Below are 15,973 nucleotides of genomic sequence, written 5' to 3'. Positions count from 1 at the left end.
GCTCTCCCATTCACCGCGTCGTACTTCCGAGCATGCTTAAGCAAAACTCACGTTAAAGTACTTGTGTATAAATTTAGATGTCATGAACGGTCTACCTAAGCATCACTCATTTACATGTGTGTAAGTTATCTAATTTTGACAAGTTATGAGGACAGAGATTAGGTGTAAGCGAATATTCCACTAATTGTAAAAGTTTGATTTTCAGGTTTCCAGTAGTAAAAACTTCTGGCTACTTTTTTTATTCAGAAGACATCGAGTTCTTCTAAATTCTATGAGGTAATGTTTGAGAGACAGCAAAATTTTAACATTCATAAAAAAAAACTCCCCTTCCAAATAGCTTTGGAAAGAGAATTGATTGTTTAACTAATGCTCTTGTGATTAGCGATTCAGCTTTTCTTCTAGATCGGCGATCGCCAATTTTGTTTTCAGGAGAGTATCGGGATTGAGGCTAATGGAATCGATGCCATTTTTCACGAGGAATTCGGCAAATTCTGGATAGTCCGATGGAGCTTGTCCACAAATACCAATTTTGCGGTGATGTTTCTTCGCGCCGGCGATCGCCATTGCGACCATTCGTTTTACCCCTTCACTACGCTCATCAAAAATATGGGAAACCAGAGCCGAATCTCGATCAAGACCGAGGGTTAATTGCGTCAGATCGTTCGAGCCAATGGAAAAACCATCGAATACTTCACTGAATTCATCCACTAAAATTACGTTAGATGGCAACTCACACATCACGTAAACTTGCAGCCCATTTTCACCGCGCTTAAGGTCATGTTTCGCCATTTCAGCTAACACTTTGCGACCTTCTGCTGGCGTACGACAAAATGGAATCATCGGAATAATATTCGTCAATCCCATGTCATTACGGGCAATTTTAAACGCCTCACATTCGAGGGCAAATGCTTCGGCATAATTCGGGTCGTAATAGCGCGATGCCCCCCGCCAACCAATCATTGGGTTTTCTTCTTTCGGCTCAAATTGCTGACCACCAAGCAAGTTTGCGTACTCATTGGATTTGAAATCGGACATTCTAATCACCACAGGATTCGGGTAGAATGCCGCTGCAATCATCGCCATGCCACTGGCTAATTTATCGACAAAGAAATCGGCTTTATTTTCATACAAGTGGGTGAGTTCGGCGATCGCCTTTTTGTCCAGCAAATTCCCTAGCTCATCAAAGTGAATCAGAGCTTTCGGGTGAGCCTTGATTTGGTTGGCGATGATAAATTCCAGCCGCGCTAAACCCACACCATCGGCAGGCAACGGCGAGAGCGAAAAAGCCTGTTCTGGATCGCCGACATTTATCAAGATTTTCGTCTTGGTTTCGGGGATATTTTCGAGGGAAGTTTCCTGAATTTCAAAGTCCAGCAAACCCTCATAAATCTTGCCATCTTCCCCTTCCGCGCAGGAAACCGTCACATTTTGACCCAGCGCAATTAGTTCTGTCGCATCGCCACAACCGACCACTGCCGGAATCCCCATTTCCCGCGCAATAATTGCCGCATGGCAGGTTCTGCCCCCTTGATCCGTGACGATCGCCGATGCTTTTTTCATAATCGGTTCCCAGTCTGGATCGGTGCGGCGGGTGACCAACACTTGGCCGGGTTGAAAGAGTTTAATTTGCTCCACATCGAGGATGACATTGGCTTCCCCTTGACCGATCATTTCGCCGACACTGCGACCGATTGCCAACACATTATCGCCCGTTTCATTGAGCTTGTAATTGCGGAGAATATTGGCAGATTTTTGCGATTGTACCGTTTCGGGACGGGCTTGCACAATGAATAATTCACCGGTGATGCCATCCTTTGCCCATTCGATATCCATCGGCGTGTATTGCCCACGGACAGCGGAATAGTGCTCTTCAATGGTGGTCGTCCAACGGGCGAGTTGCAGCACATCTTCGTCACTGATACAAAATTGGTTTTGCAACTCTTTGGGGACAGAAATATTTTTAGTGAATTTTGCGCCATCGGCATAGATCATTTTGATCGCTTTACTACCGAGACGACGTTTGAGAATAGGTTTAAATCCTTGTTTAAGGGTGGGTTTAAACACGACAAATTCATCGGGATTCACTGCGCCTTGGACGACATTTTCCCCTAGACCATAGGCTCCCGTGATAAAGGCGGCATCTTTAAAACCGCTCTCGGTATCGATGGAAAACATTACGCCAGAGGTCGCCAAATCTGACCGCACCATTTTCTGCACGCCGACGGATAATGCCACTTCAAAATGATCAAAACCGTTGTGCTGACGGTAGGCGATCGCCCGGTCTGTGAAAAGTGACGCAAAACATTTATGGCAAGCATCCAAGACACTTTTTACGCCATGGACATTGAGATAGGTTTCCTGTTGCCCCGCAAAACTCGCTTCCGGTAAATCCTCCGCCGTTGCACTAGACCGCACAGCTACCGAAGAACCTTTGCCATAACGCTCACACATTGTTTCATAGGCGGCGGCGATCGCCTGCTGAAGATCCTGCGGAAAAGGCGTATTGAGAATTAACGCCCGTGCCTGACGACCCCGTGCCTGCAAATTCTCCACATCATCCACATCAAGATCAGCAAACAGCTCCCGCAACCGTGGTTCCAAACCAGCCCCTTCCACAAAATAACGATAGGCATGGGCTGTTGTCGCAAAACCACCCGGCACATTTACGCCTTTCGGTTGCAACTGCTGAATCATTTCGCCGAGGGAAGAGTTTTTACCACCTACGAGTCCCACATCTTTCGAGCCAACTTCCTCAAACCACAAAACCAATGCTTCTGTGTGTGGCTCAGAAGTTTGCATCGCATTCAAAGTGCTAACCATGAATATCTACCTCCTTGGGTCAACAGTAGAGAGTTGTTTCTCTCTAGGTTTATCCTAGTGAAATAAAATGGTAAATTCTTGGGGACGAAATATATCCTTACTAAGGGTTCATTTTTAGTTAAAAAATGTCAATTAAGATAACTTTTTTTTGGCTCAAGGCCATAAAAAAATAAGCTCATTTTAGATATCAAAAAACTAAATAATATTAGATTTAATTTAATGTTAATCACTCAATAACTTGGCGATCACCTTGTCCCCAAAAACCATCATATTTTGTCACGACCAAATCACTTTCAACCTTGATTTGACAGGCTAAACGTCTACCCTTTTCTAGCTGGTGGGGCGGCAAAGAAAGTCTGGCTGTTTCTTTCCAATTTCGCTCTGGTAGATGCCCCTTTATCTCTACTGCACAAGTCCCACAGGAACCAATCCCCATGCAGTTAATGATATTAGCTTTACCGTTATATAGAGATGCGTTGTGCTTGAGGAGAACTTTGCGCAGGTTATCTCCTGCTTCACAGGTAATCGTTTGGTTATTAAAAGTTACTGTTGGCATTTGTTTAAACTCGTTTATGGATTTGATCACCTTAGGTCGCATCCGTGTCAATAACAACGCCATTAAAAATAGGGGAAGTTACCCAACAAAGTGCTTTACCCGTGAAGACCATTTGTTATTATGTCAATCTCGGTTTACTGTCGGCTGTGGTGGGGCGATCGCCCCCAACTAGACACAAATTCTACACCGAGAAAACCAGAAAACTTTAAAATAGATGTATCGCTTGTGCATATCAAAATCAGGATATCACCGCAATATTTCTAAGATAATCTAAGTCGGCAAAATCATAGTTTGGGCTACTGACTTCGTCTTATTGTGTCATCACAACAGTGGATGCACCCACAGCTCAAATTGGTTGGCATCAAGGCAATGGCGATCGCCCGATTTAAGTTGCAAAACATCAAAATGTCAGCAATCGTTCTCAAACCACAATAGCCCCCACATCCCCTAGTATAATTTGGTCAATTCTTTTCAAGCTAACGATCAAAATTATGGCAGATTGGCAGAAAATCTCAGGTAGTGTAACCGCCCCCAAAGGCTTTCGGGCAGCCGGAATTACCGCCGGGCTCAAGCCATCAGGAGCACCGGATTTAGCTCTAATCGTTTCCGATACCGAAGCCATTACCGCTGGAGTGTTCACCCAAGTAGAAGTACGCGCTGCCTGTGTCGACTATTGCCGCAAGCAACTTCAGAAAAAAGCAAGTAGTCGCGCCATCCTTTGTAATGCAGGTCAAGCCAATGCGGCGACTGGCGCACAGGGTTGGGCCAATGCCGTTGAATGTGCAGAGCTGGTAGCCAAAGAATTAAACATTACGCCCCAAGCAGTGCAGATCGCCTCCACCGGTGTCATTGGTCAACAACTAAAAATGGAAGCCATGCGACCGGGTATTCCAAAAGTCGTTGCAGCCCTCTCGCCAGAAGGTGGTGATGCGGCCTCCGAGGCGATTATTACCACGGATCTCGTCACTAAGGCGATCGCCCTTGAGACCATGATTGACGATCGCCCAGTAAGAATCGGCGGTATCTGCAAAGGCTCCGGCATGATTCACCCGAATATGGCGACAATGCTCGGTTTTGTCACCTGCGATGCGGCCGTTTCAACCCAGCTTTGGCAAGCGATGCTGTCCCGCGCTGTCGATAAAAGCTTTAACCAAATTACCGTTGATGGCGATACCAGTACCAATGATTGCATTATTGCCATGGCCAATGGCCAATCCCGTACCACAGCCATTACCGAACCAGAATCTCCCAACGCAAAAAAGCTAGAGGCGATGCTCACCGAAGTCTGTCAATACATGGCAAAATCCATTGCCCGTGACGGCGAAGGCGCAACTTGCCTGATGGAAATTCAAGTGTCGGGAGCCGTCGATGACCTCTCCGCCCGAAAAATTGCCCGGACAATTGCTGGCTCTTCCCTCGTGAAATCAGCGATCTTCGGTCGCGATCCCAACTGGGGCAGAATTGCGGCCGCCTCAGGGCGCGCAGGAGTGACCTTCAGACAGGAAGATCTACAAATTTCCCTCGGTGACATGCCGCTCATGAACGAAGGACAACCCCTCCCATTTGACCGTGAAGCCGCTAGCCAATATCTCAAGGATCGCGCAGCAGGCGAATACTTAGTGGATGATACCGTGCTCATTGCCGTGTCTGTGGGTGATGGTGAAGGTTCAGGGACAGCTTGGGGGTGCGATCTGAGTTATGACTATGTGCGTATTAATGCTGAGTACACAACGTAATTTATTCTGTTAGTTTGCCATCAAAATATTGCCTTTTTTTATTAAATAGGAGTTGAGCATTATTGCTCAGCTTTTTTTTGATGTGTTGTTGCTTGATTACCATTGATACAACACAAAAGGCTGCATCATATATTGGGTTTAGCTGATTGGTAATAGTATTGTCATAGACAAAAAACGATAAAGCAGGAATTTATTGTCGGTGTTAAAATTAGCAATTAAAACTAACAAAAAAAACGACTAGTTGCTAATACTTTGCTGTGACTAATCTGCTTTAGATCACAAGATAAATACGGCTACTAGAGTAAGTTTGAGACGGCATTACTTGATATGACACCTTTAAATTCAGCCATGGATACCCGCAGCGATATATCATGGCGCGAAAAGTTGGTAGAAATAGGACAACAATTTAGTTACGGTGAATCACTGACCTATCTTGACAAGATTCAAGGCAATGGGTGTCTCTTGGTTTTGCAGTTACCTGATTTAGAGATTCTTCAGGCTAGTGAAAATACGTCTGAATATTTGGGTATTAGGGCTACAGAGCTGCGGGGTCAATCTTTAACGTCGCTATTGACGAAGCGGGATATTCAAGGGATGCGGGCGGCGATCGCCGACAGCGAAACAGACATCCAGTCCCTCAATCCCTATGTTTTATCCCTTAAAAAATCATTGGCTGGTACTTCCCCTAATAAACAATTCCTCGGAGAATTTCAGCAAGATCAAGACAAGCTATTTCTCGGACTAGAAACATTTACGCCCCTGTCAAGAAAAACCCTAGAAAAACTTTATAACCAACTAGCAGAAGGTATCCTCAGAATTCGCCAGACAGCTAGCCTAGAGCAGCTCTACGATGTACTGTGCCATGTCTTTGCTGAGATTATTGGCTATGACAGGGTGATGTTGTACCAATTTCAAGAAGATGACACGGGTATTGTGCGTGCCGAAGTCGCTCCAGCAGAACGGGAATCTTTTCTCGGTCTAACCTACCCTGCGACTGACATTCCTGCCGAAGCCAGAGCCCTCTTTAAAGAGCGCGGTGTTAGTTTAATTGGGGATACCCTAGCCCCGTCTGTGCCAATCCAAGGAGACCAAAAGCTAGCAATCAGCAAAATGACTCTGCGTGCTCCCAGTGAGTGCCACTGTCAATATCTGGTTAATATGGAAGGCATTCGTGGCTCTATTGCCATCGCCCTAACCGATGAAAATCGTTTATGGGGTCTAGTTACGGGACATCACTATAGCCCCCGCTGGCTGAGTCCCCACATTCGCAAAGTTTGTGGACTACTCAGAAACGTTGCTTCATTAGAAATTGCCGTTAAGCAAAAACAAGCATTTGCCCAATATGAACAACAAATCGAGGCGATCGAAACCCGTATTCGCCAAAGCCTTTTAGACTCCCCCCAGCATTTTCTTGAGCAGCTGTGCCAGAGCCGCGATGCCCTTTTAAAACTAGTGTCGGCCGATGGTTGCGTTGTCCGTTTTGACCAAACCGTTGCGTCTAGCGGTATCGTACCAAAGCCGTCAGAAATCCTCGTATTTTTAGACGGGATTAGGGCAGAACATAGTAATGATCTTTATGTGACCGATGCCCTAGAACGTGATGACCCGAAGGTTCAACAGTTTCAGCAACCCTTTGGCGGGGCGATCGTGATCACCATTGGTATTGAAAATATTTTCTGTCAGCTAGCCTGGTTTCGGCTACCACAAACTTACACTGTGAGCTGGAGTGGCCATCCCCAAGACACCATCCTCCCCAAAAGTGCCGATGATATTACTGCATTAAACCCGCGCACTTCCTTTTTGTTATGGCAAGAGTCGGTACGGGGTCATAGTCTTCCATGGAAGGCGATAGAAATTAAAGCCATCACAAATCTGCGCCATAGCCTAATCCTTGCTGTGCTCAAACAATCCCAAGCCGCATTACAAAATTCTCTCCAAAAAGCAGAAGTTGCTAGCGTTGCAAAGAGCGAATTTTTGGCAAATATGAGTCATGAAATTCGTACGCCGATGAATGCAATTCTTGGTTTCACTCAACTGTTAGAGATGACCGATCTAGATATAGAGCAAAAAGGCTATTTGCAATCTATTAATTATGGCGGCGAACAATTATTAAACATCATTAATGATATTTTGGATTTATCAAAGCTTGAAGCTGGTGAATTAACGTTAGAAGCAGAGGAATTTTCGCTCTCTGAAATTTTTCAGAGAAACTATGAGCTACTTGCCCCTGCTGCCGCTGAGAAAGGGTTAGGGTTTTATCTAAAATTACAGCCAAATTTGCCGATTGTTTCTGGTGCTTGCCGACGATTGGAGCAAATTTTAATTAATTTAGTGCGTAATGCCATTAAGTTCACAGAAAAGGGTTCTGTTACTATTTCTTTACAGGTCAAACAGGACTCTATGCAGGCTGCGCGGGTTATGGTTGATTTTACTGTGAGAGATACAGGAATTGGGATTGCAGCGGAGCATCAAGGTGATATTTTTGATTCTTTTACCCAGGTAGATGGGGCGATGAATCGGCATTATGAGGGTACAGGTCTTGGGCTTGCTATCTGCCGTAAGCTCGCTCATGTGATGGGTGGTGAGATTGGAGTAGAGAGTGAGGTGGGTGTTGGATCTTGCTTTGCTGTGAGGTTACCTTTCCCGGTTGTGGTAGATCAGTGGGAGAATCAAACATCGGAGTTAATGGAGTTGGAATTGTTGTTACAAGCGAGTCAACCGAAAATTCTTTTGATTGAGGATAATCTTCTGAATCAAAAACTGGCAACGAAAATGCTCGAAAAGCTGGGTTTTGATTGTGATGTGATTGGGGATGGCAATGTCGCTAGTGAAAAGGTGTCGGAGTTTAGCCATTATGATGTGGTGTTGCTTGATTGTCAGCTACCGGGTGTCAGTGGTTATATGATTGCTAGTCAGTTTAGGGAATATAAGAAAAAGAATAATCTCCATACGCCAGTGATTGGGATGACGGCTAATGCCATGGCTGGCGATCGCGAGAAATGTCTCCAGGCTGGCATGAATGACTATTTGGCTAAGCCTTTTCGGATTATTGAACTGCAAGAAATTTTAAAAAGCTGGTTACCGACGGAGAAACATCCTAGGGATTTTTGAGTTTTAGATTATAGATATAGATATGGTGAATCGGAATTGGTAAGTTTTTTTTTGGAGCTGCTAGGGGTGAGTTCTCGATAGATTTTGCGTAACCTGTCGAAATCCTTGTGGGTCTTCGACCCCCTTCCTGAAGGCAGGACTTTGAGCGATAACTGATGTCTGATCTCTGTCGAAACTTGTGCGAGTCCCTTCTCAAAGGAAGGAAATGGAGCACTCTAGGATTTATGGGGAATATGTGAAATGACGATATTGAGGATTTAGTAGATTGCGGCTCAAAAGCTGATTTTTTTTGGTGTGTTTTTGGACTGAGGGGGGCGATCGCCTTCCGGTTTGCCATAAAACTTTGTAGCAAATGTTTCAGTTTGCCGGGGGAGAAAGTTAAAATCAAGGCCTGTTTATTTTTTCTAGATTCTGAAAAATCATGCCACAGGCGATCGCCCCTATGAGAAAGACAGTAACTGATTGGCGATGGATTCAGCGACGACTCGTGGAGATCGTGGGTCGCGATGGGGTGGTACGACGTAAAGAAGAAATTTTGACCTATGAGTGTGATGGTCTGAGTGCCTATCGTCAGCGTCCGGCTCTTGTTGTCTTACCGAAAACGACGGAAGAAATTGCGGCGATCGTCAAATTTTGCCATGACCAAGACATCCCTTGGGTAGCGCGGGGGGCGGGAACAGGCCTATCGGGAGGCGCTTTGCCCTTAAAAGATGGCATTTTGATCGTAACAGCGCGGATGCGCAAGATCTTAAAGATTGACTACGATAACCACCAAATTACCGTTCAACCCGGCGTGATTAATAACTGGGTTACCCAAGCAGTGAGCGGTGACGGCTTTTACTACGCACCAGATCCCTCTAGCCAAAGCGTTTGCTCCATTGGCGGTAATATTGCCGAAAACTCTGGTGGCGTGCACTGTTTTAAATACGGTGTCACCACAAATCACGTATTACAGCTAAAGGTTGTCACACCGACTGGGGCTGTGGTCACCCTCGGCGGCGTTGTCCCCGAAATGCCCGGCTATGATTTGATGGGGGTCTTTGTTGGATCTGAAGGAACCCTTGGCATTGCCACCGAAATTACGCTCAAAATCCTCAAAAAACCAGAAGCGATTTGCACCCTCTTGGCCGACTATACGTCCATTGAAGCGGCGGGAAACTCTGTGGCGGCGATCGTCAGCGCAGGCATTATCCCAGCAGGCATGGAAATTATGGATAATTTCAGCATTAATGCCGTAGAAGATGTCGTGAAGCTTGACTGCTATCCACGGGATGCCGAAGCGATTTTGCTGGTGGAAATTGACGGGATGAAAACAGAAGTCCATGCCGCTAAGCAGCGGGTCAAAGAAATCTGTTTGGCACAGGGAGCAAGGAATATTACAACCGCTTCGGATCTTGATACTCGCATGAAGCTTTGGAAAGGACGGAAATCTGCCTTTGCGGCAGCGGGTAATATTAGCCCTGATTATTTTGTGCAGGATGGTGTGATTCCTCGGACGAAACTCGCCGAAGTGTTGACAGAAATTAATGCCATCGGCGATCGCCATGGTTACAAAATTGCCAATGTCTTTCACGCCGGCGATGGTAATCTACATCCCCTAATTCTCTACAACAGTGCCTTGCCGGGAGCTTTAGAAGAAGTAGAAGAAATTGGCGGCGAGATCCTCAAACTATGTGTCACCATGGGCGGTAGCATTTCCGGCGAACATGGCATTGGCTCCGACAAAAAAATGTATATGCCCGATATGTTTAGCGACACAGACCTAGAAACGATGGGATATGTACGTGATGTATTTAATCCTAAAGGTTTAGCGAATCCCGAAAAACTATTTCCAACGCCGCGCACCTGCGGTGAATCAGCAAAAATGACAGACGTGACAAAATTCAAAAACGCTGATCTTTTCTAAAAACTTTGTTTGCTCTCAAAATGACATTGCGACTTTAAACGAGTTTTGTCAGGTTTTAACAGGCTGAACCCCGATGTCATGAAACCTTTAGTTATCGGTAGTCAAAGCCATCAAAGTTAAGACATCTGATAGACTTTAAAGCTTTATCCTGTAAGGGCTTAACATGTTAAACCCCTGCCAATCTTGCCTACTACTCAACCAGAACTCACGTTAGATAGCTCTAGTTTTTAAATAATGAGTTAAATCATTGAATAGTGAGTTAAATAATGAGCATTATTGAATCGCTTTTTTAAGGAGAGACTTAACCTGTTCTCCGCCTTCTGACTGCAAAAAAGTCATAATAATCGGCGCAAACTTTTGGATCATAGTGGGGTCAAGATCGAGGGATTTAAAGCCCCCAGCTAACTGGGCCAATGTGCCAATGGTTGCCATCTGATCGCCGCCAAGGGAAGAGGCAAAACCACCGAGCATTCCTACCATGCCGGCATCTTCTTTTGGTGGAGCTGTCTGCATTAAAGATTCAATGTGCGGCACGACCTTGGCAATTTGACCAAATTCTTCATTGTTTAGTTGATCTTTTGCCAGCTTAAATAATAGACCAGAGCCACCTTTTGCTTGGTGCTCAGAGACTCCTAATTGCTCGGTCAGCATACTAATGAGTTCCATTGGTTAATATTCCTCTCAAATTATTTATAGAGTTTATCCTAAAGGATCTTTCTGCTTGCCTGAATACTTATAAGGAAGGACGATGCGGATAAGTGGCAAAGGTTAAATGTTAGCGGATGCTGTTGGTGGACATAGTTTTTTAATTAAAACAAAGTTTTTAAAAGATGCTGGGCAAAAATTCTAATAGTTCGTCCCAGGACTGGAGATCTGCGTCTGGGTCATAGTCGTCGGAACTCCATTTTGTAAAGGAGTGCAAGACTCCGCCGTACAGCTCCATATCAAAGTCCACGCTAGCCTCGGTGAGGTCAGTGGCTAGGGCAGCAAATTCATCTATGCCAGAAACTGGATCGGCAGAGCCGTGGAGTACTAAAAGTTTGCCTAGGGTTTGGCTATAGTCTTGTCCTTCGGGTAAACCTAAGCTGCCATGAAATGAGACAAAGCCGTCTAAATCTGCACCGGATCTGGCAAATTCGAGTACGGCTGCACCGCCGAAACAGTAGCCTATTGTGGCGATTTTTTCTGGGTTAATGCCTTCTAATCCTTTGGCTACTTCTAGGCTGGCAAATAAACGTTCACGCATGAGGTTGCGATCGCCGTAAAGTTTACTGCTTGCGGCGCGGGATTCATCAACAGTTTGGGGTCGAACGTCACTGCCATAGAGATCGATCGCCATCACGGTATAGCCTTGGGTTGCGAGCATTTCTGCACGCTTCTCTTCATAGCTATTTAAGCCATCCCAATCGTGAATGAGCAGAACAATGGGTTGTTCGTCGCCGAATCCTTCATTGCGTGCTACATATCCGGTAAAGGATTCTCCGGCAATGTCGTAATTTACTGTATTAGTCACCAGTTGGGCATCAGCGCGAAATGTCACGCTCAATAGGGCGATCGCCGCAACTATTACACCATACAAAAATCGTCGTAATATCATTTGTTTTTTCCCCAGAACTAACTTGCTCATTTTTTTACTGGTGACATTGTAAGCAGTCTGCTAAAGATTAGCCTCAACCTAAAAGCTGAGAGAAAACTAAGGAAGATCACTCAAAATTAAGCCTGAGCTGGGCGAGAGTTGAAAATTTCCTGAAAATCTACGTTTAGAGGATTTATTGCTGCCGATTTCGCGCAAAATGAAAACAGCAGAAATGCCCTAGGGGGGCTATAGATTGTGGCTGTAGATTACGACATCGTCATTATTGGCGGCGGTTCTGGCGGTTTAGTGGTGGCCAGTGCTGCGGCTCAGCTGAAGGCAAAGGTTGCCCTCGTCGAGAAAAACAAACTCGGTGGCGATTGTCTTTGGTACGGCTGTGTCCCCAGTAAATCCCTGATTCACGCGGCGCGGGTTGCCCATGAAGTGAAAGAAGGTCATCGCGTTGGGATTTATACTCAGCCCCCTCAAATTAAATTCACCGAGGCAATGGGGCACGTCAAAAAGGCGATCGCCGCCATCGAGCCTAACGATTCCCCCGAAAGATTTGAAGGTCTGGGCGTTGAAGTAATCTTTGGTAGTGGACAATTTACCGACAAGAAAACCTTCGAAATAAACGGCCGCAAACTTACCGCCAGAGCATTTGTAGTTTCCACGGGGTCCAGTCCAGCCATTCCGCCCGTAGAAGGCCTCAAAGAAGCAGGATTTTTAACGAACGAGCAAGTTTTTTCCCTCACCGAACAACCCAAATCCCTTGCCGTCATTGGCTCTGGTCCCATCGGTTGCGAATTGGGTCAATCCTTCCATCGCCTCGGCACAGAAGTCACCCTCTTCGCCAGTCGCGATCGCCTGATGCCCAAAGAAGACCCCGATGCCGCCGCAGTAATTGAACAACAATTTGTGCGGGAAGGCTTAAAAATCCTCAAAAAAGCCCGTCTCAAACGAGTCGAAGTGATCAAAGGCAAAAAACACCTCTTCACAGAAAACGATTCCCAAGCAGCGGCGATCGTCGATGAGATTTTAGTAGCAACAGGCCGCACCCCTAATGTAAACTCCCTAAACCTAAAAGCCGCCGGAGTAGACTATGACAAAAAAGGCATCCACGTTAACGACAAACTACAAACCACCAACAGCAATATTTTTGCCTGTGGCGACGTGATCGGCGGCTACCAATTTACCCACGTAGCAGGCTACGAAGCCGTTACCGTACTGCAAAACGCCCTTAACCCATTACCCATTTTTCTGAAAAATATCGATTACCGCGTCATTCCCTGGGCAACCTTTACCGATCCTGAAGTGGCGCGGGTCGGCATGAGCGAAGAACAAGCCCGCAAACGTTATGCCGACGTACTTGTGCTCAAATTACCCTTTGCCGAAGTTGACCGCGCTCAGGCTGAAGATGCAACAGTCGGTTTTAACAAAATTATTGTCCGTAAAAACGGTGAAATCCTCGGTGCACACATGGTTGGCAAAATGGCCGGAGAGTTGATCCAAGAAATCGTTTTAGCAATGGCGAATCGACTGCCAGTCTCCGCCCTCACAGGCATCCACATTTATCCGACCCTCACAGAAATCAACAGCAAAACAGGTTTACTACTCTCAAAAAAGAAATACGCAGAGAATGAAACATTGCAAAACTTTCTAACTAAATTCTTTGGTTTCTTACGTTCAATGTGACCCCTTAAAAAACATTAAAAAATTCCGAATCTAGTGACCTCCGAACAGCTTTAGCGATAAAAACATGAAGAAAAAATTGTACCTTACATGTACAATCTCTTGAGATACAAAGTAGACAACATCATCTTTCCCCTAATTCCAAAACTCGTATTTAGAGGAAAAATATTGCACATTAAAATTTTGCAATGGCGCTTTTAATTTTGCTAGTTCACTATCACTACCATGCACCTCTAAGCACACCAGTTCCGAAATTTCTAAGGCTTGATTTAAAATACCACCCGTATTTGCCAGATGAAACAATACCCCTTCTGCATCGCTATGGGCTTCTCGACATCTAACTTCAGAGCCATTAACGCTAAAGCCATAGTGCAGGCATTTTTGCTCTTTTTTCGTTTTTTCAACAAAACATTTACATAGCTCCAAGAAAGTGTCTAAGTTTTCTTGGGGGACATTGAAGTGAGGATAGACAGAACAAGTTGTGTCTGCTGTTGCCATTTAAAAGTTTCTCCTAAAAGGTATTTCCAATGTAAATAGCACCGTGATTTTTGAAATTGTATCATTCCAATTCCATGAAAGAATTCCGCCAAATCAATGACTTCCTACAAAGAATTTGCTTTTTTCTATGTACACTATAGTAATCGACCATAACTTATAAGATATTTTCGGCTAAACTCTTGAGTCTAATACACTGATCTTTAGTGATCACCAATTCGTTAAGAATTCATCATTGGAAAGCCAATATTATTATCTGTCAGTAAACTCTTCATTTACAAATTCGACAATATCAGACATCGGATTTATGAAATCTGAGGGTTCGGATAATTCTTTTGCAAGAAAAGCACGGTCAAAAAATTTCAACATACCCCTTTGCTGAGGGTTATTGATTTCATTATAAAAATTCACTGTCACAAAACAAATTAATGGAATTTGTGGCACATCATATGAAATTCCATATTTTTCTCGTACAGCACAGCCTTGATCATTGGCAATTTCTAGTAACAATTTCCACTTGTAAGTCTGTGCGGCACGCTCACGCATGGAAGTTTTTAGCGATAGGATAATGCATTTTCTTAGATTTTTTTTATTGAATTTATCGCTGTGATACGAATAGATAATCAAATCACAATCTGGCTTTTGTGTATCGGTATCCCCAATGTTGATGATTGAAATTTCGTCAAAACCCTTCACCTGTTTGGGTTTACTCGTAATAAAAATATCCTCTTTAATATTTCCAACTATTTTGTTCTGTAAAAAAAGATAAATTATTGAACGAGGAAATATATTACCAACAACAGACTTGACTGTTTGATCGACATTTTTGATTTTTCCTTGCTTTTTACGCTCTTGTATAATTTGTCGAACCTCAGTTTCAGATTCTCTAAGAATTTGATAAACCTTATTAAATGCAAATACATAAGATTTGGGTATCTTCTCTTTTAGAAGAAGATCTATTCGTTGCAAGACTGGAGGCATATAGTATGCTGTTTGGATGTCTTTAAGATTCTTTTCTTCCGTAGAACTAAGTTGGTACGACATTTTTTAAAAGAGACTAAGTTGCTTAATAACTTGTTGAGGTGAAATCAAAATATTGTTTGTCAAACTGTCTAGTACCGACTTGCCAACTTCTTCCACAATTAGAGGGACAACTGCATTACCAAATTGGCGATAAGCTTGGTTGTCAGAAACTGGAATAATAAAATTCTCGGGAAAGCCCATTAACCTAGCACATTCTCTGGGGGTGAGTCTGCGAGGATTCTTACCTTCTTGAGGAACCAAAATTTCCGAACCATCTTTATAATATCTTGCACTCAATGTTCTAGTAATTCCTTCAAAGTCCATTAAACCAAATCCGAAACCATTACCTTTTGCTCTATGTTTTGCGGCATAATTTTGCAAATATGACCATAGTTTGTCGCTAAGGGTATATTTTTGGGGAACGTTCTGTTCTAAAATTACTTTAGCTTTCGGCTTTTGATCTTCAATATGTGGGAAAGTGAATTCTACTGGTTCACGAAATCCAACAATAAAAATTCTTTTTCTATTCTGGGGGACAACAGTTCTTGCATCAATTACTTGGTAATAAAGCTGATATCCTAGCTCTTGGAAAAGGGTTTCTCTAATAATTTTAAAAGTTTTTCCTTTGTTATGATTCTGTAGATTTTTGACATTTTCAAGAATAAAAGCAGATGGTCGCTTCGCTTTTATAATACGAACAATATCGAAAAATAAAGTCCCTTGAGTTGGGTGATCAAATCCATGTTTATTACCAAGAGCATTGTATTTAGTGACTCCGGCAATACTAAAAGGCTGGCAAGGAAAACCACCTACTAAAATATCGTGGTCTGGGATCTCTAATTCGTGAATTTGTGTGATGTCACCATGGGGCTGTTCCCCAAAATTTGCGAAGTAAGTTTGTTGAGAGAATTTATTCCATTCTGAAGAAAAAACACATTGGCAACCAAGATTATCAAGTGCTAGTCTAAAGCCACCAATGCCAGCGAATAAATCTATGAATTTGTAGGGATTTACTGAGGTCACGGTATGGGGTAATAAGGCTTTCTATTTGAGTTCAAATA

12 protein-coding genes are annotated in these 15,973 nt (G+C 44.0%); 5 read left to right on the top strand and 7 right to left on the bottom strand.

The features are described from left to right. Nucleotides 1-378: 378 nt before the first annotated feature. Together ppsA and NIES208_RS04335 are read right to left on the bottom strand one after the other, a co-directional pair. A complete protein-coding gene (gene ppsA, locus NIES208_RS04340) occupies nt 379-2,820 on the bottom strand; it encodes a phosphoenolpyruvate synthase (RefSeq protein WP_075890086.1) in 2,442 nt (813 codons plus the stop codon). Between the two features lie 226 nt (nt 2,821-3,046). After that, entirely contained in the window at nt 3,047-3,376 is a 330-nt protein-coding gene (locus NIES208_RS04335) for a 2Fe-2S iron-sulfur cluster-binding protein (RefSeq protein ID WP_075890100.1), read from the bottom strand. Between the two features lie 16 nt (nt 3,377-3,392). Here NIES208_RS04335 and NIES208_RS18490 point away from each other — a divergent pair, with 16 nt between their 5' ends. From NIES208_RS18490 to glcD, 4 genes are all read left to right on the top strand, one after another. Continuing rightward, nucleotides 3,393-3,548 carry a hypothetical protein gene (locus tag NIES208_RS18490; protein ID WP_171971714.1) on the top strand — a complete coding sequence of 52 codons (156 nt, stop codon included), beginning with the start codon at nt 3,393-3,395 and terminating at the stop codon, nt 3,546-3,548. A 319-nt stretch (nt 3,549-3,867) separates the two neighbouring features. Next, nucleotides 3,868-5,112, top strand: coding sequence for a bifunctional ornithine acetyltransferase/N-acetylglutamate synthase (gene argJ / locus NIES208_RS04330; protein WP_075890084.1), 1,245 nt, complete (start codon nt 3,868-3,870; stop codon nt 5,110-5,112). Between the two features lie 348 nt (nt 5,113-5,460). After that, nucleotides 5,461-8,223, top strand: a complete 2,763-nt coding sequence (locus tag NIES208_RS04325) for an ATP-binding protein (protein ID WP_171971713.1) — start codon at nt 5,461-5,463, stop codon at nt 8,221-8,223. 442 nt (nt 8,224-8,665) lie between these two features. After that, nucleotides 8,666-10,129, top strand: coding sequence for a glycolate oxidase subunit GlcD (gene glcD / locus NIES208_RS04320; RefSeq protein ID WP_225875246.1), 1,464 nt, complete (start codon nt 8,666-8,668; stop codon nt 10,127-10,129). 273 nt (nt 10,130-10,402) lie between these two features. On the opposite strand, the gene NIES208_RS04315 is transcribed toward glcD, so the two are convergent. Further along, the gene (locus NIES208_RS04315; protein WP_075890078.1) at nt 10,403-10,795 is read right to left on the bottom strand and encodes a DUF2780 domain-containing protein; all 393 of its coding nucleotides are present in this window, start codon (nt 10,793-10,795) and stop codon (nt 10,403-10,405) included. Between the two features lie 157 nt (nt 10,796-10,952). After that, the gene (locus NIES208_RS04310; RefSeq protein ID WP_225875245.1) at nt 10,953-11,756 is read right to left on the bottom strand and encodes a dienelactone hydrolase family protein; all 804 of its coding nucleotides are present in this window, start codon (nt 11,754-11,756) and stop codon (nt 10,953-10,955) included. Between the two features lie 204 nt (nt 11,757-11,960). Here NIES208_RS04310 and NIES208_RS04305 point away from each other — a divergent pair, with 204 nt between their 5' ends. Continuing rightward, a complete protein-coding gene (locus tag NIES208_RS04305) occupies nt 11,961-13,397 on the top strand; it encodes a dihydrolipoyl dehydrogenase family protein (RefSeq protein WP_075890076.1) in 1,437 nt (478 codons plus the stop codon). 132 nt (nt 13,398-13,529) lie between these two features. On the opposite strand, the gene NIES208_RS04300 is transcribed toward NIES208_RS04305, so the two are convergent. The 3 genes from NIES208_RS04300 to dcm all read right to left on the bottom strand — a co-directional run bounded on the left by NIES208_RS04300 (nt 13,530) and on the right by dcm (nt 15,935). After that, the gene (locus NIES208_RS04300; RefSeq protein ID WP_075890074.1) at nt 13,530-13,892 is read right to left on the bottom strand and encodes a putative quinol monooxygenase; all 363 of its coding nucleotides are present in this window, start codon (nt 13,890-13,892) and stop codon (nt 13,530-13,532) included. Between the two features lie 249 nt (nt 13,893-14,141). After that, a complete protein-coding gene (locus NIES208_RS04295; RefSeq protein ID WP_075890072.1) occupies nt 14,142-14,933 on the bottom strand; it encodes a BsaWI family type II restriction enzyme in 792 nt (263 codons plus the stop codon). Between the two features lie 3 nt (nt 14,934-14,936). Then, on the bottom strand, nt 14,937-15,935 hold the full coding sequence (dcm, locus tag NIES208_RS04290; RefSeq protein WP_075890070.1) for a DNA (cytosine-5-)-methyltransferase: 999 nt from the start codon (nt 15,933-15,935) through the stop codon (nt 14,937-14,939). Nucleotides 15,936-15,973 lie beyond the last annotated feature (38 nt).

The sequence above is a fragment of the [Limnothrix rosea] IAM M-220 genome (assembly GCF_001904615.1).
In the GTDB taxonomy this organism is placed as follows: domain Bacteria; phylum Cyanobacteriota; class Cyanobacteriia; order Cyanobacteriales; family MRBY01; genus MRBY01.
The sequence above is the reverse complement of the archived record's forward strand: the minus strand, read 5'-3'. Positions and strand labels throughout refer to the sequence as shown.